The sequence below is a fragment of the Dysgonomonas sp. UBA7710 genome (assembly GCF_002482385.1).
Lineage (GTDB): Bacteria > Bacteroidota > Bacteroidia > Bacteroidales > Dysgonomonadaceae > Dysgonomonas.
Genome location: NZ_DLFW01000039.1, coordinates 40118 through 60045, shown reverse-complemented (window position 1 = coordinate 60045; position 19928 = coordinate 40118). Strand labels below are relative to the sequence as shown.

Below are 19928 nucleotides of genomic sequence, written 5' to 3'. Positions count from 1 at the left end.
CGCTCCCTTGAACATGGGATAATTGCCGAATGTGCATAAAACTCTCTTCATGTAAGTCGTGTTAATTGTTGAATAAGTCCTTGAACCAGTATTTCACCCCCCATATCCTGCGATAGAATTTCCTCAACCTGAAACGGTGCTTGTAGTGGTACTTGCTGGTATAATATTTATCGCGGCGGGCCTGTATGGGATAGTTATCCAACAGAGACCAGTCCCGTTGGAAAATCTCGTTTGTAGAAATCCCGGCTATACCGTATTTCTTCCCCAGAATGGAATAGATGCTCTGGTCGTGCCGGTTCTCTTTAAAGCCCGGCAAGTTCGGTACACGTGAAGGGGAATCGGTGGCCAGACTATAATCGTCCAGATAAGCCTGATACCAGTCTTTTACAAACTGCATCACCAGAGGGCTTTTCCTAAAGAAAATGATTGTGGATTCGAACTGGGGAGTATGAGTGTATGTCTTGTCGTCATATACATTGTAATAGGCAAAGACATCTCCTTTAGTCCACTCGTATTCATAATAGAGTGTTTCGGGCATGCCATTATAGCCCACTTCCTGACTCTTAACACCGAGAATACCTGTCGGGGTGTTCTCCACCATATCGTAATACTCCAACAGCCGCTCCCGTCCTTTAGGGTTGAAATAGCAACCAATATCAGAATAGAGAAGCACATCGCCATCCTGCATTCCTTCGAGTATTTTAAGGATGAAATAGGGCTTCCAACACCAATAACCGAATCCCCGGGAATAAGGTATAAGGTATCTGCCCCAGCGTTTACAAAAGTCTTTGTCCAGGTCTTTCTCGCAAACGGTATGGATATCATCGAATATATCCATGCTTTCGCACATCTTCCTGAAACGGGGGAAACCTTCGGTTAAATAATAGCTGCCGAATGTACAGACTGCTCTCTTCATTGATGTTGCGTTATTATAGGGTACAAAAATAGGGTATTTATTTGATAAATACCCTATTTTTAGTTACGAGTTACGAGTAGACAAGATAGGAGCTTTCAGTTTTGTCGCTCCGCACCATTTGCTAATCTGCTAATCATTGTTTCACCTCTACCCAGCGGCCGGTGGTACGGCTTTGCTCCGACGGATTATACATAGGTTCGTTACTTATCGCAGGGAGGTAGAACCTGCCACAATACGCGGCCTGCAACCTGATGCGGAACGAAGACGAATAACCGGAACCGATATTATAATAGGTATATACCCTGTCATCTCTTATGTCCTGATAATTGAACGAACCGGCCGTCCTGCTATCCGCTTCGTTGAACAGACGGGTATTGAATATCTCCCATCCCGAAGGGAATATCTGACTCAGGGTCATATCAGTCAGATATTGTCCCGATATATTCTGTACGATTACGTTGGCAAAGAACTCCGTACCCTGCTTCAGAGAAGTGACATCTATCTCCTTACCGTTCTCATCCACATACTTCACATACAGGTTCGTCCCGTTACTCTGAGCCGGAGTATTGTCTACAATCGGCTGAGTACGCCCAAGCAAACGAACGAAGATTTGCCCCTGTCCTTTGTTTTTGATGGAAACATGTACTTTCTCCTGTGGCTTAACAACCACTTCCTGAAAGACCTCTCCGGAATTTCCCGTTGTCTGTTTCACCCCGTTCAGTTCCCATTCATAGGAGATAACACCTTTACCCATTTTTTCGGCGAGCTTCGACATCGCTATCAGCCCGTAAGCTGCCGTTTGAGTAGTGATATATCCGCCGCTCAGGGCTTCCGACACCTTAAATGACAGAGCCAGCGCTTTTTCGGTTCTTCCCAGCAGCAGGTATGTTTCCATTATCATCGACATATCACGAGATGAACTACCGTAAGTATTATTATTGAATGAATAAGGGCTGACCTGATCGCTAAGATTGGTTATCAACTGATTCGCTGCGTCCTTTTTACCTGCAAGTGCATAAGCCGCGGACAGCCGCCAGCGTGCCTGTGCCGACAACCCACTCATTTCTTTCAGACGGTTCATAGCTCCCAGTTCCGGTTCTCCGGCAAGGGCAAGCGTGTACAGGCGATATGCCTGTTGCAGATCGGCCATCGAATTGCTGTAATAAGAAGTATAAAGATCTGCCCTGTTCCATGTCTGGGCAGCCTTTTTCTGGAACTGCTTCCATTTTGCCAGTACCGATGCCGGCACATCACGCCCTGCCCGCTGGGCTTCGACAAGAAAATGCCCCGCATAAGTCGTTACCCATTCGTTCGGCACGGTATTACCCGGCCAGTACGCGATACCTCCATCCATCAGCTGACGTGAGGTTATCATCCTTATCCCTTCTCTTATATTGTTGTCTATCACATCCTTTTCTTTATTGGAGAATGGACGGAATGCCTGTACATACAACAGCGGGAATACCTTGGATGTCACCTGTTCGGAACATCCGTGAGGATAATCGTGCAAGTAAGACAGGTTCTTGTTCAGATCCACTCCCGGCATACGCGATACCTCCATCTTTGCCCAATCTTCGCTTCGCAACGATTCGAAAGCGATCTCCAGTTCAGCAGTCTCATTAGCAGGAACCAATGCCTGAGAAGATAACAGTACCGGCGGATTCGGATTCCGCACTTCTATGTCAATTGTTTCTGTTGCCGACTCTCCATTACCTGTAGCTTTGACTACTATCTTTTCAAACCCGGTCTTCTTCCCTACTTTCACTTTGAAATAAACCATCTTGTCGCCTGTCTGGGTAAATGTTACCGATTTGGAAGTTCCCTCTGTGAACTGGAACAGGCCTGTAGACTGTGCTGTCAGACTTACATTCTTTATCTTCTTATCCATTGCGAATACATTGACAGGAAGAAGTATTTCTTCATCAGGCCCTGCCACGCGCGGCAAGGTAGATAGTATCATCAACGGATTGCGAACAGGGACTGCCTTCTCTGCGTTGCCATACGCCCCCTTTGCATTTCCGGCAACAACCATCACGCGAACCGAACCAAAATACGGAGGTAAGGTTATCTTGTGCGTATCCTTTTTACCTCCTCCGAGCGTATAAGGCCCCAGATATTTCACTACCGGTTTGAAACGGCTCATTGTATTATTACCCGGCTTCAGTGCTTCGTCCCCTCCTATGCTCAATAGTGGCCCCAACTTTCCTGTTTGGGCACCTACCACCATATCGAACATATCCCATGTGCGGACACCCAGAGCCTGACGGGAATAGAATTCATCCCATGCATCCGGCGTGCGGAACGAAGTAAGATCGAGTAATCCTTCATCTACAATGGCAAGAGTATAGGTCATATCTTTGCCGTTCTTTTCAGATACGGACACAGTAAATTCTTTTTCAGGACGTAACTCGTCAGGCATCGTTATTACAGGAGACAATTTGGTCTCGCTGTTTTCTACATTTATATTCAGTACGCCATACATGCGGATAGGCAAGTCATTATCCGTCTGCGCATGAGGCTGGAACAGGCTGGCGAAGATGTAGAAATTAGGCGCCATCTCCTCAGTTACTTTGAATGTGTGTTTGGTATCTTCTTTGGCCGTGGTGGTTACCCATTCACGGGAAATGATGCGGGAACCATCTTCCAGGCTTAGCAAAGCCCGTCCGTCAGAACTCTTAGGAAGGATGACGGTAACTGTTTCCCCTACCTTATATGATTGTTTATCCGTTGTGAACGAAAGCATTGTCAGTCCGCTAGGGTCTTGCTTATCGGAACGGCCACGCCACGACGGCCAGTCGGCATATAACAAACGGCCTGATGTATGCCCTCCCTGTCCATCGGTTACCATAATCAGATAGCGTCCCCATTCAGGATAATCGACACGGAACTTCACTTTCGCTTTTCCCCCTCCTGAAGTAGAGATGGTCTGGTCGAGGATAACTTTTGTAGATGTGTTATTTACATACGAAGATAAATTATCGTTGGAATTCCACCACCAGTACCAGTCGAGTTTATATATCTTGACCTCCAGATCAGACCGGTTGAGAGGCTTACCCTCAGGTGTAAGGGTAACGATATCTATCATATTGTCCTTATCGGTCTCCAGCCATCCGTATTGAGTGTCGGTCGGAGATTTAATTCCTATATAAGCCGAAAACGGAGAATAAGCCGCAGTCTGCGTATATATGCTGGCATCGCCTCCCGATTCGAAAACACGCGAAACAATATTGGCCCTCAACATTCCCGGTGCACTTGCCGCCTGAGGAAGATTCGCCCTTACAGTCGCATTGCCGGAAGCATCCAGCCTGCCATCGAAGACGGTATATGTATCCGAAGCAAAGTTTGACGCGGGATTATTAAACGCATATTGCTCATACCCCTTGAAAGGTGTGCGCGCCGAACTCAACGTCATCTCCACTTTAGCCGCCAGATTTACAGCCGGAGCGCCATGCAGCCATTGTGAAGATAATGAACCGGAGAATGAGCCTGAACCGGCATTAATCATATCGCCTACATCGAGACGGATTTTCAGGCGGTTTGGTTTCACCGTCTCTATCTTTAATGTTTTATAGAATGTAACACCTCCCACTTTCACTCTTGCCTGCCAGTTACCGGTAATAGCATTGGCATCCGTAGCCATACGGAACGGATAAAAGCCATCCTTGCCCGAAGTAGCTGTATATCGTTGGGCCATTTGCCCGCGAGGAGTATAAAGTTCGAGTGATACCGGATGTTCTTTCGGCAGGGTCTTGGCCTTATCTTCCAAAATGAACGTTACAAATATGGAATCTCCCGGACGCCACACACCGCGTTCGCCATAGATATAACCTTTCAGTCCTTTCTTTATTTCTTTACCGCTTACATCGAAATTACTCAATGAAAGGGAAAGATTTGAAGTTACTTTCAAGTAGCCTTTTTCCTTCTCGCGAGAAGCAATTACGACAAATGGCACGCCACCTTTATAGTCTATATCGGCGAATCCGTCTCCATCAGTCTTTCCGCTACCTATCCGCTGCATCTGATAATTATAGATATCTACTACTCCGCCCGATATGGGTTTAGTGGTAAGAATATCGGTCAGCGCGACAAACATTTTCTTATCGGCTCCCAGTTTTGCTGTTATCCCTATATTAGATGCCAGCACCACACAACTATACGTCTTATTCATATAGAATGTAGGGTCGCACGGGTTCTCTCTTTCAGCCCAGTTGTAATTATCCCAATCCCAGTCATCGGAATAGTAATATCCCGGCCTGTCCCATTGGGCTTCGTCCTCTTCGGTCAGTTTATTATCGAATCGTTCGAGACTGGCCTCTTCGGGTATCTGAGGAGTTATGCCGCCACAAGGGAATAATGAATATTCCTTCTTCATCGAAAATTCCACCTTATAGACAGCTCCCGGATCTTGCTTAATCATTGTAGCCAAATCGAGGGAGAAGTTGTTCCACTCTTCGAGTTTCATTGTAGGATCTTCGTCCAGACGAATACGTTTCTTTAATATAAGACGGCCGAAGCGTTTCAACTCATCACTCTCGCCAAAATCGTTGGCTTGCAGATAGCCCAATATATTATTTTCGAATATCTTAATCACTTTTACGTCTATTGCCCATAGATTGACTGCCTGAAACGGAATTATAAGGTTATCGGAATTAGGGAGAATATTTCCCGAACCCACCATTTTTATCTCCGGACTATTTTTCCGGAAATTGACACTGTAAGTATAATCGTCCTTGAGGCGCATATTCGCCACACTCTTTATTTCCTTGAATATCTTGAGCTCGACACTCGATCCCCGGGTTGTTTTATCCAGATATAACCTCAACACATTCCTGTCTATATCGAATGAGAAACTTTCTACGGTACCGGGTTTAACCAGCCCCTGTATATTCTGATTGAGGGACAACGGATCACTGAATGTAACGCGAATACACTCCTGCGGATCGTATTCCATACCCACATCTATTACTTCAAACTGTGATATTTTAGGAATGACGATCTTTATATCTTCGTTCTTCTTCAATCCTATGGCATCCCCTTTTACATGAAGCGTATATTCAATATCTGAATTGTCCCGGTATAGGCTATCTACTAAAAGGCTGAAACGCCCTTTTGTTTCAGTCGGAGTAATCTTTATCTTCGCGTCTTTGGCCTTATCTCCGCCCGATAGTGAAAACATTTTAGTTACATTATCAAGCTGCGCATCATCGGCCAGCAATATGGTTCCCTGCACAGCGTTCCATTTAAGGTCAGTCTCTTTGATAGGAGAGTATGGCATCAGGCTGACACTGTAATTCTGTTCCGGAATATGGAAATGAAAATAAAATTCTTTAAACTCGCTCTCTACTTTCAGCACCTTATCCAGTTTGAACCAGGCTTCGTATTCCTGACCCTGCTTCAGTTCTCCGGCATCAGGGATGAATTTTATGGTGCGGGAACTTGACCAGTAAGCTTTCCCTTTTATTGACGGAGAAAATTCAAACAGCTTCTGATCGATTTCCTTATTCAATTCCACAGTCGGAATATCCTGCGTCAACTCGATTTGTATTTCGGAAGAAGATGAAACTTTTCCGTAGGTGAATGCTGCAATGTATTTTGCAAACTCGGAATTAATTTCACGGGTACCGCCCTTCTTACATGAATTCACTATAAAAAGACACGATAAAAGAAAAACAGGGATGAGGAAAAGATTTTTTTTCATAGTTATATTTATTTGTGTCCGATGCGATTTTATTATATACTAATTCACAAATATAAAAGAATATTTGCGATTAGCAGAAGGCTAAAAGGAGTAATTGTAGGAAGTTGCCTTTTCCGGTGACGAAATGGCCATATGGCTTCATGTAATTTATTAACTACACAAACAAATACAGGCTAAAAGCCATTACCAGCATACCTGCTACCAATCCCATGATAGAAATATGGTGTTTTCCGTACTTCTCGGCACTAGGCAGCAATTCGTCGAGGGAGATAAATACCATAATTCCCGACACGGCAGCAAGAATAATCCCATTCATAGCGGGTGTCCAGAACTGCATCAGGAAGAAATATGCGATCAACGCACCGAAAGGTTCGGCCAACCCGGAAGCGAACGATAGCCAGAATGCTTTTTTGCGGCTGCCCGTAGCGTGATAGATAGGTACGGCGACAGCAATACCTTCGGGAATATTATGTATGGCAATAGCGATAGTTATGGGTATGGCAACATCGAGGGAGCCAAGCGCAGACGTAAAAGTCGCGATACCTTCGGGGAAATTATGTATGGCAATGGAAAGGGCGACAACAATGCCAGTACGTTTCAGAGAACGTTTTTTATCCATATCTTCGACACCTTGAATCTCATGTGGATTTAATGACTTGGGAATTGCAAAGTCAATCATATTTATGAGGGCAATGCCGGCAAAGAAAGCAAGTATGAGATAGAGCATTCCCATTTTTTCACCATAGACCGATACCAGTTCCAGTTTACCTTGCGGCATCATCTCCATAAATGAGACATACAACATTATACCTGCCGAAAAGCCCAGAGATGCACACAGGAATTTTGTATTCGTATGTTTGGCAATCAGCGCTATAAGACTGCCTATACCAGTCGATAGCCCCGCAATAGCTGTAAGTATAAATGCAAGTAGTATATTCTGTTCGGTCATTATTCTTCTGAAACGTTAAGATTGCAAAGATAAGGGATTGTTATGAGGTAGAACAAAGATTTACAGGATGAAATGAAGAATATCCGATTAAATTTCTTTTAAGTATAAACAATTTGATAATTTTATGAGTTCAATTACATTAAGCGTTTTCGTGACCCGGAATAATCAAAATAAATTTTGCTTTTGCTCCCGCGGCTTAAATACATTCTTATAAAATAACATATACTATCTCTATGGCAAATAAAAGTAATTACAGAGTCCATTTTATACAACATGTCCCTTTCGAAGGGCTCGGATATATTGAAACATGGATAGATGAAAACAATTTTACCCTTTCCACAACCAAAATGTACGAAGACTACGAATTTCCCGATTTGTCGGAATTCAACCTTCTCATCATTATGGGAGGCCCTATGGGCACATATGAAGAGGATAAATATCCGTGGCTGAAAGAAGAAAAAGCATTTGTGAAGGAGGCTATAAATGCAGACAAGACTGTTGTGGGTATTTGTCTGGGTTCACAAATCATAGCCAATGCATTAGGGGCGAAAGTATATCCGAACAAGGAAAAAGAAATAGGCTGGCTGCCTGTTACTCTCACCGATACCCAGGCGCAAGCCTTATTCGCTTCTAAGGATAAATCACCAATCGTTTTCCAATGGCATGGAGATACCTTCGACCTTCCTGTTAACGCAAAGTTGCTGGCCTCGAGTGAAGCGTGTAAGAATCAGGCATTTTTGTACAAGGACAATGTTCTGGCTTTGCAATTTCATTTCGAAGTGACAGAAAAAAGTTATGCGGAAATGCTGGACAACGGATTAGACGAACTAACGGACGGAAAATACATTCAGACAGAAAATTATATACGAAATAATACTCATTATATAGAGGAATGCAACCGGATGATAAAATCCGCGATGGACAAGTTTATTGAAAATATATGACACAGAAAACACGTAATACAGGCACAGGCGCGCTGATATTCATCATCTGCCTGTCGGCCTCTCTGGTTCCATTCATGGGTTCGGCTCTGAACCTGGCCTTACCATATATAAACAGCGATTTATCTCTTGATGCCGTCATGTCCGGATGGGTACCGACTTCCTATATGCTGTCTACGGCCATACTTCAGATACCCTGCGCGCGTATCGCCGATATGATAGGCCGCAGGAAGGTTTTTGTATGGGGCGTCATTGTGCTTACTGTATTTTCTGTTTTAAGCGGCTTTGCCTCTACGGGTACAAGCCTTATCATATACCGCTTTCTGGCCGGAGTGGGCAGCGCGATGATGTTCGGCACAAGCACAGCCATACTGACCTCATCTGTTCCCGCCGAAAAACGCGGAAAAGCACTGGGTATGATTGCCGCGGCCGTATATTTCTCCCTCGCGGCCGGTCCGTTTATAGGAGGAATACTTACCCAGTATTTCAACTGGCACAGCATATTCTTTGTATCGGCGGCTCTCAGTCTGATTGTGGCTGTCGGCGGCATACTGATAATTAAAGACGACTGGAAGGAAGACGGGAAAAGTACATTCGACACTGTCGGGGCTATATTATTTGCCGTGGCTCTTTCATCTTTGATCTATGGTTTTTCGGAACTTCCACATGTCAGCGGATTCATTTTTATCGGCATCGGTATCGTTGTTATCCTTTGCTTTGCTGTATATGAGAAAAAGCAGGAATTCCCCGTATTCAATATCAGGGTATTCCTCGACAACAGGGTATTCCGTTTATCTTCCCTCTCGGCACTAATCAACTATTCGGCAACTTTTGCCATATCCTTTATGCTCAGTCTCTATCTGCAATATGTGCGTGGTCTGTCGCCCCGCGATGCCGGACTGATACTTATCGTGCAATCGGTGATACAGGCGGTAGCTTCTCTTAAATCGGGAAGTCTGTCGGACAAGATGTCCGCGACATTTCTGGCAACACTAGGTATGGGAATTATAGCTGTAGGATTGGTCGGATTATGTTTTATAACCGAAACTACCAACTTATATTATCTGGGAGGCATACTTATATTATTAGGACTGGGATTCGGTATTTTTTCTTCACCGAATACCAATATCATTATGAGTTCGGTAGAGAAGAAACATTACGGCCTGGCCTCGGCCACTATGGGAACAATGCGTCTCACGGGGCAGGCATTCAGTATGGGTATCGCTATTATGGCTATTTCGATAATGATAGGAAATGTGAAGATGTCCCCTGCCCTGTCGTCTCAATTTATCGGCAGTATGCGGATAACATTTGTTATTTGTCTGGTATTATGTTTATTCGGAGTATACGCCTCGTCGGCAAGGGATAGGAAGAAGAAAGATGTGTAAAGGCATTCCGGAAAGTTTATCTATGTATATAGCCAATAGCATTTAGCTGTTAGCTTATAGTTCTTTGAAAAAATGATTAGTAAATTAGCATATTAGCAAATGAATGAAAAGGTGTAACCTTTGTTACCTTTTAACAGTTACAAGTTACTGCGCCCTGCGGGCAGTTACAAGTTACAAGTAAACAAGATACGAGTAAACGAGATACGAGATACAAGATGTTAACTGCTAACTGTTGACTGTTGACTGTTAACTGTTGACTGTTAACTGATATATCTGTTACCTTTGTTACTTTTTGTATAATGTTCTTTGTGTAAATCTTTGTGCCCCTTGTGGTAAAGAGTTTTCAACCACTAAGTACACGAAGGGAATCACAAAGGGCACAAAGGCTAAGAAACTGTTACCTTTGTTACCTTTTAACGAGTAGTAAGTATTGAGTAATAAGTTGAAAGTTATATGAGATACGGGATACAAGTTGTTAACTGATGACTGATAACTGTTAACTGATATCCCTGTTACCTTTTGCATATTTACAAAGGATTTTTAAACACAGAATAAAAAAATAATAGGTGGAGAAAGAAAATGAAAAACCTGTTTAAGAAGATAAAAAAAGATTATAATACAATCAATCCCAAACAGAAATCGGGACTTCTTGAGGTATTGAAATATATCGGACCAGGACTTCTGGTTACCGTTGGCTTTATTGATCCCGGTAACTGGGCCTCAAATTTTGCGGCGGGGTCAGAGTTCGGCTACGCTCTATTGTGGGTGGTTACACTATCCACCATAATGCTGATTATTTTACAGCATAATGTCGCCCATCTGGGGATTGTTACAGGATTGTGCCTATCGGAAGCCGCAAATAAATATTTGCCGAAGACCGGTTCACGCATTGTACTCTGGTCTGCGATCGGTGCATCCATTTCCACATCACTGGCCGAAATTCTGGGAGGGGCAATAGCCTTGAATATGCTGTTTGATGTACCCGTTAAAATAGGGGCAGTATTTGTCGCGGTCTTTGTATTTATAATGATGTTCTCCAATTCCTATAAGAAGATAGAACGCTATATCATTTTCTTTGTTTCCATGATTGGGCTTTCCTTTATATACGAACTGTTCCTTGTTGATATTGAATGGGGTGAGGCGGCAAAAGCATGGGTCGTACCGTCTGTACCGGAAGGGAGTATGCTGATAATCATGAGTGTACTCGGAGCCGTAGTGATGCCACACAACTTGTTCCTGCACTCGGAAGTTATACAGAGCCGCCAATGGAACCTGCAAGACGAAAAAGTGATGGAGAAACAACTGAAATACGAGTTTTTCGATACGTTTTTTTCGATGCTTATCGGCTGGGCAATAAACAGCGCCATGATATTGCTGGCCGCATCTACTTTTTTCAAACAGGGAATAGTTGTCGATGATTTGCAGCAGGCGCATTCTCTTCTGCAACCCTTGTTGGGCAGTAATGCCGTTGTTATATTTGCTGTCGCGCTGTTGCTGGCCGGAATATCGTCATCCATGACATCGGGTATCGCCGCCGGCTCTATCTTTGCAGGGATGTACAACGAACCATACAATATAAAAGACATACACTCCCGCATGGGAATACTTATTTCCTTAGGCACAGCTTTACTTATAATATTTATGATAGGCGACCCGTTCAAAGGGCTGATTATATCGCAGGCAATACTGAGTATGCAGCTTCCTGTTACCGTCTTTTTACAAGTCCGGCTCACGTCATCGAAAAAGGTAATGGGTAAATACGCGAATTCGTTACGGACTAAGATATGGCTGTACGGTATAGCATCTATTGTAACATTCCTCAACATACTTTTACTCGCAAGTTTTTTTACAGACATCAAATTATAAGGATAAGATTGCTACTTTATTACCAAATACCTATCTTTAAGGCCGTAATCCTATCCCATTTTATAAAATAGAAGCATATGAAAAAGATTATATTATTTATCCTTTGCTATACTCTGATAACAGGAGTATCGACAAGTTGCGGACCGAAGGCAAAAACAGAAACCCCGGCCGAAACGGTGAAAACAGAAAATAAAGCAGAAGCTCCAAAATCTAAATTTGTAAAGCTGGCCGAAGAAACGAATAAGAGCATGCCGATGCCGCTACCCGGAGGTATCAGGATGGACAAAGCGGAAGCGGTATCTAAAAATGAGTTCAAGTATTACTATACATTTACTCAGACTCCGGCTGTTACGGCCGAAGAATTTGTAAGAAATACAAAGCCTGCTCTCACCCTTGCTTTGCAAAGCACTAAAGGAAAAGATCTGGATATGTTCAAAGATGATAAAATGACATTGATATATGCATATTACACAATGGACGGAAAGCTTTTCGCGGAAGTAAAACTGATGCCGGAAGACTATATTAAATAACCATAAAACAAAATTCAACTATAATGATCAAGCATATTGTAATGTGGAAGCTCAAAGACGAGGCCCACGGAAACGACAAAGCAACTAATGCCGGACTGGTAAAAGAAAAACTGGAAGCCCTGAGCGGAAAGATCGACGGCTTATTAAAAATAGAAGTCGGTATCGATTTTCTGGGAGGAGGGAATTTCGATGTAGTACTCTATTCCGAGTTATCAAGCAAAGAAGCGCTGGATATCTATCAGAATCATCCCCTGCATCAGGCAGTCCTTCCGTTTATCAGGGAAGCGGTTATGGACAGAAAAGCGGTAGATTACGAGGGATAAAATGCAACAAGAAGAAATAATAAGGGATATCCGTCAGCGTTGCCGCAAAGCCATGAACGGTATTGCATCTACCAGTATGCGGCAGCGGGGCATATCTTACAAAGTGAATTTCGGGCTGAATATCCAGCAGATAAAAGAGTTATCGGGCCGTTACAAACCTGATGCAGAGCTAGCTGAAACACTCTGGAAAGAAGATACCCGTGAACTAAAAATACTGGCGACTCTCCTCTATCCTGCTGATAACTTTACAGAGGTCGTTGCCAATAAATGGGTTACTGAGATTCCGAATCAGGAGATAAGGGAGCAACTTTCCCTTAATCTATTACAAATCCTTCCTTTTGCCGGCAAACTGGCTTTGGAATGGGGTAACAACAAAGACGAGAGTATCCGCACAACAGGCTATTGGCTTCTTGCCCGCCTGTTTCTAATAAAGAAAACCGGCAAACAGTCTGCAAATGATTATACCTTTATATGGAATGATGTTATTTCAGATAATATGTTTCTTCGCAATGCTGCGTCGTTGGCATTGAAACATACAGGAAGGCAATCGAAAACGGAAGCCGGTATAATACTGGACAAGCTATCTATATATAAAGACGATAGCAACTTGATAAAGCAAGAAGCATATAATAGTCTGGCTTTCGAATTTGAGTATTATAGCCTCCCCAACCCCTCCGAAGGAGGGGCTTCATGAGAGACTCTATACCGGACACCTCCCCAAGGGGGAGGCCGGGAGGGGGCTCGTTTACTTCCCTATAGTATATCTCAGGCCGGCATAGAACTTACGCCCCATTGTAGGGCCCCAGACCATTGTAGCATCAAAATCATCTCCGAATGGATTTTCGGAAGATATGACAGGATTCTTCTGCCTGAAGTCAGTTATATTTTCCGCACCTACATATACACTCCAGTTTCGGAAGTTCTTGGTAATCTGAGCATTCAGGATAGTAAACGAATCGAACCTGGTATCCCACAGCGGATTTGCTGCATCGGGAGTAGGCATACGTCCGCCACCGTTAAATTGGGCAGTGAGGTCGAATACCCATTTCCTTAAAGGAGTTTCATATGAAGCAGTAGCCAATGCTTTGTAATCACTGACAAGGGGCTTCTTCATCAGCTTGCCGCCATAATTCGTCTTCGCGTTTGTCCAACGGTAAGCTCCGAGTATATTGAAGCCTTTGAATAAGGGATAGGATGCCTCTACCTGAAAACTATTGGCGTATGATTTGCCCTGTAGGTTATAGAATTGTACTGCATGAGGGTTGCTGTCCACGTCTGTTACTACCTGATTATCGAAGTCGGTACGGTACCATTCTCCGGAAATAGTAAGCTCTTCGCCTTTGACCGGGATATGGAAAGATATGCTTGTACCGTAGTTCCATGCCGATTCCTGCTTCAGATTATCGGCTATCTCTATCTTTCTGCTACTGGCCAGATAGAAACTATTCTCCGGCATAACAAATACAGTCCGGTAGCCTTTGCCTGCCGAAGCTCTCATGTTCAGCCATTCTACTGGCATATATTTCAGATGCAGGCGCGGCGTTACAAACATTTTGTCATGCAGGGAACTGTAATCGGTACGCAGACCTGCCAGCGCGATAAACTTATCATCCTTGTTGAAAGTATACTGGAGATAACCGCCTGTTGTAGTTTCCTGATCCGGCTGATTGGTAATAGGCTGCGCCAGATATATGGACTGGCTGTATTTATCCCAGTTCATACTGAGACCTGCGCTTAACTGATGCTCCTTTCCAAGCCCGGTTTCATACATCAATGAGGCATACAGGTTGTTACCGTACACATTATATTTATTGGCTGCATACTGTGATTTCTGGTCGTGATATGATCCTGTGAATATCAGTGCCACATTGCCATTTCTTTCTTCATCGACAATATAAGAGTTCTTTGTATAAAACTCTCCACGGTTTGCATTCACGGTTATCTCATAAGGATTATCCTTATTCAGGGACGAAGGAGTCAGGGTATGCATTGTCTGTCCGCTGGTACGGTAATCCTGCACAAAACGCACGCCAAATTGAGAAGCATAGCGTCCCGACATATAATGCCAGCGGTTCATCAGATTAAACTGATGTTTCTTCGGGGCATCCAGGAAACTATCGTCATTATCATCATGTGAAGCCGACTCATTCGAATAATGAAGGAATACACCTGTATTCAGTTTATCATTCAATATAAAGGCTGCATCCGCATTTCCTTCATACCGGCCTGCGTCACTCGCGAACAGATTCAGACTGAGAGGATCGGCGCTATTAGGCTTCTTGTATTCCACATTCATTTGTCCGGTAATAGATTCATAGCCGTTTTTCACAGATGCTGCTCCTTTGGATATCTGTATGCTTTCCATCCACGGGCCCGGAATATAATCCAAACCATAAATAGAAGCCGGCCCGCGAAAGTTCGGATAGTTCTCGGTAAGGGTCTGTACATATGTTCCCGCCAAGCCTAAAAGCTGGATTTGCTTTGCCCCTGTCACAGCATCACTGAACGATACGTCTACCGAGGGGTTGGTCTCAAAGCTTTCGGAAAGATTACAACATGCGGCACGATGCAGTTCCTTGGTTGTTATCTTCTCGGTATTCAAGAGGCTGGTGCGGGACTTAATAGTTCCCGGAGGGGTCTTTTCTATAATGACCTCGCCCAGTTCATTATCTTCATCCAGTGTTATATCCTGCATATCCGCAAAATCATGAATATGAACGACCTTACTTTTAAAGCCGATATAGTTCACTTCGAGCATATGATCTTTATGGGGCGTACCGCTTATTTCAAAGTAGCCTTTTTCATCTGTGATCACACCTGTTTTGGAATTTTCCCAATGTACGCTGGCGCCTATCAAGGGCTGTTTCTGAGCGTCATAAACATATCCTTTCAGTATGTCTTTACTGAAAGCCAGAGTGGGAAGAAGTATTAATATTATAAATAGTTTTATCGTTTTCATTTGATTCTCTTTATTAGTAATGAGTTAAGAAGTACTTAGTGGTAAGTACAAAGTATCAGGTACAGGATTATCTAAATATCCTGTAAACATAACTAACGTAGAAAAATCAAATGATAAGTACCCTGATAAGGGACAGGTAATCCCTCGGAGGAATTTCGGGTGGTGATTCAAACTGAGCATATTCATCCGTATATTCTACCTTTTCGGGCAAAACATTCGAAGTAACAGCCAATGAAGCATCCGAGACCCATACAAAAGGAATCGCCACCTGAGGACGGAATGATGAGGCATCTATATCTATAGACAACCGGGATGCCGAACAATGTGCCTCACGTTTAAACGAAGTTTCACACGTATCGTGATGTGCTGTGTCTTTAACGGAACAGCAGCCTGAAACTTCTTCAGTTTGACTAGCCTGTGCACAGCATATATGTTGCTCGGTCATAAAAAGAGTCTGGCCACTGCAAGTAGTACAGCAGTAGTTCATAATTGTCACTCCTGCGCCTGTGAAAAATACAGTTGCGGCAGCAATCAATAATATAAGTGTCTGACCAAACTTTTTCATTTCAACTACAAAGGTAATTATTTTTATATAACAGATACGTTTTTAAGAAGTTTTAGCAGAAGCCTACCTATTTAACATATTTCTTCCAAATAAGTTTATCTATAAATAGAGCAGCCTTTAGCTATTAGCTTATAGCTCTTTGAAAAATTGTAATTGTATTTAAAAATTGATAAATAAAAAGTATACAAAAGTTGTCAACTTTGTCAGTTTTTCGCCATCCTGCCCTTCAAGAGAAAAGCCGATTATTCTTTATAATATATATGCTTAACCCTGTTGGATATCGATGTAAATATTTCGTAAGGGATCGTATTTATTTTTTTTGCCAAATCGGTCACCGGAAGATTTTCTCCGAAGATAGTAACAATATCCCCTTCTTTAACTTCTATACCTGTAACATCTATCATTGTCAGGTCCATACATATGTTACCTACAATAGAGACCTGATGCCCGTTAACGAGGACAACCCCTACACCATTCCCAAACTGACGGCTGATACCATCGGCATAACCGATCCGGATAGTGGCTATTGTAGCATCGTGGTCGAAATGCCCCTTACGCCCGTAACCAACGGTTTCTCCGGCCTTAATGTGCTTTATCTGCAAAATAGTGGTTTTCAGCGTGCATACATTGCGAAGCCCGTTCAAGCCACTGGCACTGACTCCATACAAGCTGATACCCAAGCGTACCATATCCAATTGTTCTTCCGGGAAACGTTCTATTCCTGCCGAATTGAGAATATGCTTCATCACCGGATAATGACAACTCTCTTCAATTTCTCCGGCTATCTTCTTAAATGTCTTGATCTGTTGGAGGGTGAAATCATCAAAGTTCCAGCTTTCACTGGCAGCCAGATGAGAGAATACAGATTGTATCCGTACACCGGTCTGCCCTTTGACGCGATCCATTAATTCTGGTATGTCCTCTTCTGTAAATCCAAGGCGGTGCATACCCGTATCTATTTTTATATGTATCGGGTAATTGGTGATACCCTGCAATTTAGCCTCTTTGATAAAAGCATCCAGTATTCTGAAATTATATACCTCTGGTTCTAAAGAATACGTGGCGAGTTCCTCAAAACCTCCGACTTCCGAATTGAGAACTATAATAGGAACTTTTATCCCTTGTTTACGCAGAATTACGCCTTCTTCGGCAACAGCCACAGCAAGATAATCACATTTATGGTACTGGAGTGTTTTAGCAACCTCGGACGAGCCTGTGCCATATCCATCAGCCTTAACCATACAGATCATCTTTGTTTTCGGATTCAGTTTAGACCGATAGAACTTAAAGTTGTGGACAATAGCATCCAAATCTATATTCAATACGGTTTCATGAGTCTTCACTTCCAACAGCTTGTTTATACTCTCGAAAGAGAAACTTCTCGCCCCTTTCAACAGTATGAACATATCGTGGAAATCGTGCCAGATGTTGGAGTGTATAAAGTCTTCGGTAGTATTAAAGAACAGACTTTCGGTATCTTTAAACATCTCTTTATGATCTGATATCTCCTGTCCTATACCTATCAGAAGGTCTATTTTCTTATTCAAAACCAAATTGGCAGCCAGATAGTACAGTTCTCGCAGAATAAGCCCTGATTGCGGAATATCGGATATGATAAGTACCTTTTTCTGTTCATTGGCGGTAGCACGTTGTACCAGAAAGTCCAAAGCTATATTCAAGGAATTGATATCCGAATTGTACGAGTCATTAATCAGGGTAGAATTATTTTTCCCCTGACGTACATCGAGCCGCATCGCTACAGGTTCGAGAGTAGCCATACGTCCATTTATATCCGGAAGTGACATATGAAGATAGAAAGCTGTAGCCAGAACATGGATAGCATCTTCGATAGAAGCATCGTCAGAAAAAGGAATCGTCAGCTTAGACGCCATACCCAGAACAGAATAATGAATAGTAGTTGATTTTTCCTGCTTCTCTATTTTCATAACATACAGCGGGCTCTTGCTTGAACCTCGGCGTGACCATGTCAACCGTTTATGCGAGAGGCATGCAATTTCCATACATTCATCTATCAGTTCATTTTCCTCTTCGCAAATGATAACATCGCAGTTGATAAACAATTCCAGTTTCTCCAAGCATTTCTGCTTCATGGATTTAAAGCCTTCCTGATGGGCTTGCCCGATATTGGTAAGAATACCGATAGTGGGACGGATAATCGCCTCCAGTTTCGACATTTCTTCCGGCTGGGAAATCCCTGCTTCAAAAATACCGAGTTGCGTATGGTCGTTCATTTGCCACACCGACAGAGGCACGCCTATCTGGGAATTGTAACTACGGGGTGAATGGGTTATATTAAAGTCCTGGTGAAGTATCTGATACAACCATTCTTTCACTACAGTTTTTCCATTACTACCTGTTATACCAATAACAGGTATATCGAATTGATTGCGATGATATGCCGCAATACGCTGCAATGCGGTCAAGGTATTCGTTACTACAAGGAAATTCGCATCCTGATAATTCTCCCAATCGGGAAGTATCTGCGAAACAACAAAGTTGCGGACACCAAGCTCATACAGTTCATTGATGTATTTGTGCCCGTCGTTATTCTTCGTGGATAAGGCGAAGAATAATGTTTCGGCCGGATAAAACACCTGTCTGCTATCAGTCAGTAATATGCTTATATCCGCATCATTCAGGTCGGAAGCAATAGCATCAAGTATTTTGGCTATTTTATGAATGGAATATTTCATTTTTCTCTTCTTTCTATTTATAGTCGACTCTCTAATTCAGAGGCTTCGGCACTACAGCAAATGTATGGATATTTCTCGTTGAAGGCTTTAATCTTTAACAAAGTTTGCCTTAAAAAATGCTTATACTCATCGGTTTCAGCATTGAAAGGCCGATGATTGAGAGCAAGATATATCTTGCTCCATTCGTCTATTACCGGATGGGCTTCGGCACTAAAATATGTATCGGAAAACCGTTCCCATATATATTTAATCGCCATCGTATTCGGATGTGTCATATCGTCATTGTAGAAGCGGTAATCACGCAGTTCATCAAGGACAATTTCATAGGAGGGAAAGTAGTGTAACCCATCCGTTTTTTCTCTTAGCTTGTCAATCGCAAGAAGTAAGACCGATTTACTGAGCTGGTTCTCGTGCGCTCCATCTTTCATATGACGAATGGGGCTTACCGTAAATATAATCTGAAGGGCCGGGTTTATCTGCTTCAATTCACCTATCAAAGATTCCCAGTCACCCGCAATATCATCAACAGAAAGACGGTATCTGTCAAAATCCGATGCGGGCAGTTTATGACAATTGCCTACAACCATATTACATTTCTTCGAACGGAAGACGTATGCCGTACCGAATGTGATGAACAGAATATCTGTCTGCCGTAAATCAGCAGAAGATTTTTCGATTTTTGTGTTTATTTCCCCGATACATTTATCTATATCTATATTGGAGAATACACCATGATGGTAAAAACTATGATAAAGTCCTTTGTATTCGAAAACATCGTTTACGGTGAATTTCTTTTTTTCGATGAGTAGCCTCAAAGCCTGACTGATCGATCTGGGATTGTAAAGTACACCAAACGGATTGAGATTTACATTGAATTTATTGTCGATAAGCAATTTTCCAATATTCTCTATAAAGCAGGAGCCAAACATTAACATACTGCTTTTATGAGAAATAGCCAATCCGGATTTGGGTATCTCTATTTTTGTCCTGAATTCCATCTTTTAGATAAGATAATGGTTGTACAAAAATAAGAAAAAGGAAATTAAGAAACGGATATAATTTAATGATATATTTTATAT

Annotated in this window: 13 protein-coding genes; 6 read left to right on the top strand and 7 right to left on the bottom strand. The window is 42.8% G+C overall.

Annotated elements, in window-relative coordinates; translation table 11 throughout:
• Positions 1-61: 61 nt before the first annotated feature.
• From B3317_RS12225 to zupT, 3 genes are all read right to left on the bottom strand, one after another.
• Positions 62-916 (bottom strand): hypothetical protein, encoded by an 855-nt coding sequence (locus B3317_RS12225; RefSeq protein ID WP_291111903.1) that lies wholly within the window; start codon positions 914-916, stop codon positions 62-64.
• A 133-nt stretch (positions 917-1049) separates the two neighbouring features.
• Positions 1050-6614, bottom strand: a complete 5565-nt coding sequence (locus B3317_RS12220) for an alpha-2-macroglobulin family protein (protein WP_291111900.1) — start codon at positions 6612-6614, stop codon at positions 1050-1052.
• Between the two features lie 154 nt (positions 6615-6768).
• Positions 6769-7563: a zinc transporter ZupT gene (zupT, locus tag B3317_RS12215; protein WP_291111897.1), complete on the bottom strand. Its 795-nt coding sequence runs from the start codon at positions 7561-7563 to the stop codon at positions 6769-6771.
• Between the two features lie 233 nt (positions 7564-7796).
• On the opposite strand from zupT, the gene B3317_RS12210 reads away from it, so the two are divergent.
• From B3317_RS12210 to B3317_RS12185, 6 genes are all read left to right on the top strand, one after another.
• On the top strand, positions 7797-8507 hold the full coding sequence (locus B3317_RS12210) for a type 1 glutamine amidotransferase (protein WP_291111894.1): 711 nt from the start codon (positions 7797-7799) through the stop codon (positions 8505-8507).
• A complete protein-coding gene (locus tag B3317_RS12205; RefSeq protein WP_291111892.1) occupies positions 8504-9892 on the top strand; it encodes an MFS transporter in 1389 nt (462 codons plus the stop codon). The genes B3317_RS12210 and B3317_RS12205 overlap by 4 nt, the downstream gene beginning before the upstream one ends.
• A gap of 579 nt (positions 9893-10471) precedes the next feature.
• A complete protein-coding gene (locus B3317_RS12200; protein ID WP_291111889.1) occupies positions 10472-11758 on the top strand; it encodes an Nramp family divalent metal transporter in 1287 nt (428 codons plus the stop codon).
• Between the two features lie 77 nt (positions 11759-11835).
• A complete protein-coding gene (locus B3317_RS12195; RefSeq protein ID WP_291111886.1) occupies positions 11836-12288 on the top strand; it encodes a hypothetical protein in 453 nt (150 codons plus the stop codon).
• Between the two features lie 23 nt (positions 12289-12311).
• Positions 12312-12611 carry a Dabb family protein gene (locus B3317_RS12190; protein ID WP_291111883.1) on the top strand — a complete coding sequence of 100 codons (300 nt, stop codon included), beginning with the start codon at positions 12312-12314 and terminating at the stop codon, positions 12609-12611.
• Position 12612: 1 nt separating this feature from the next.
• On the top strand, positions 12613-13305 hold the full coding sequence (locus B3317_RS12185; protein ID WP_291111880.1) for a DNA alkylation repair protein: 693 nt from the start codon (positions 12613-12615) through the stop codon (positions 13303-13305).
• Positions 13306-13356: 51 nt separating this feature from the next.
• Here B3317_RS12185 and B3317_RS12180 read toward each other — a convergent pair whose 3' ends face one another.
• From B3317_RS12180 to B3317_RS12165, 4 genes are all read right to left on the bottom strand, one after another.
• Positions 13357-15570: a TonB-dependent receptor gene (locus B3317_RS12180; RefSeq protein WP_291111877.1), complete on the bottom strand. Its 2214-nt coding sequence runs from the start codon at positions 15568-15570 to the stop codon at positions 13357-13359.
• Positions 15571-15676: 106 nt separating this feature from the next.
• Positions 15677-16135, bottom strand: coding sequence for a hypothetical protein (locus B3317_RS12175; RefSeq protein WP_291111874.1), 459 nt, complete (start codon positions 16133-16135; stop codon positions 15677-15679).
• A gap of 242 nt (positions 16136-16377) precedes the next feature.
• Positions 16378-18849 (bottom strand): bifunctional UDP-N-acetylmuramoyl-tripeptide:D-alanyl-D-alanine ligase/alanine racemase, encoded by a 2472-nt coding sequence (locus tag B3317_RS12170; protein WP_291111872.1) that lies wholly within the window; start codon positions 18847-18849, stop codon positions 16378-16380.
• Between the two features lie 17 nt (positions 18850-18866).
• A complete protein-coding gene (locus B3317_RS12165; RefSeq protein WP_291111870.1) occupies positions 18867-19847 on the bottom strand; it encodes a GSCFA domain-containing protein in 981 nt (326 codons plus the stop codon).
• Between the last annotated feature and the right edge of the window lie 81 nt (positions 19848-19928).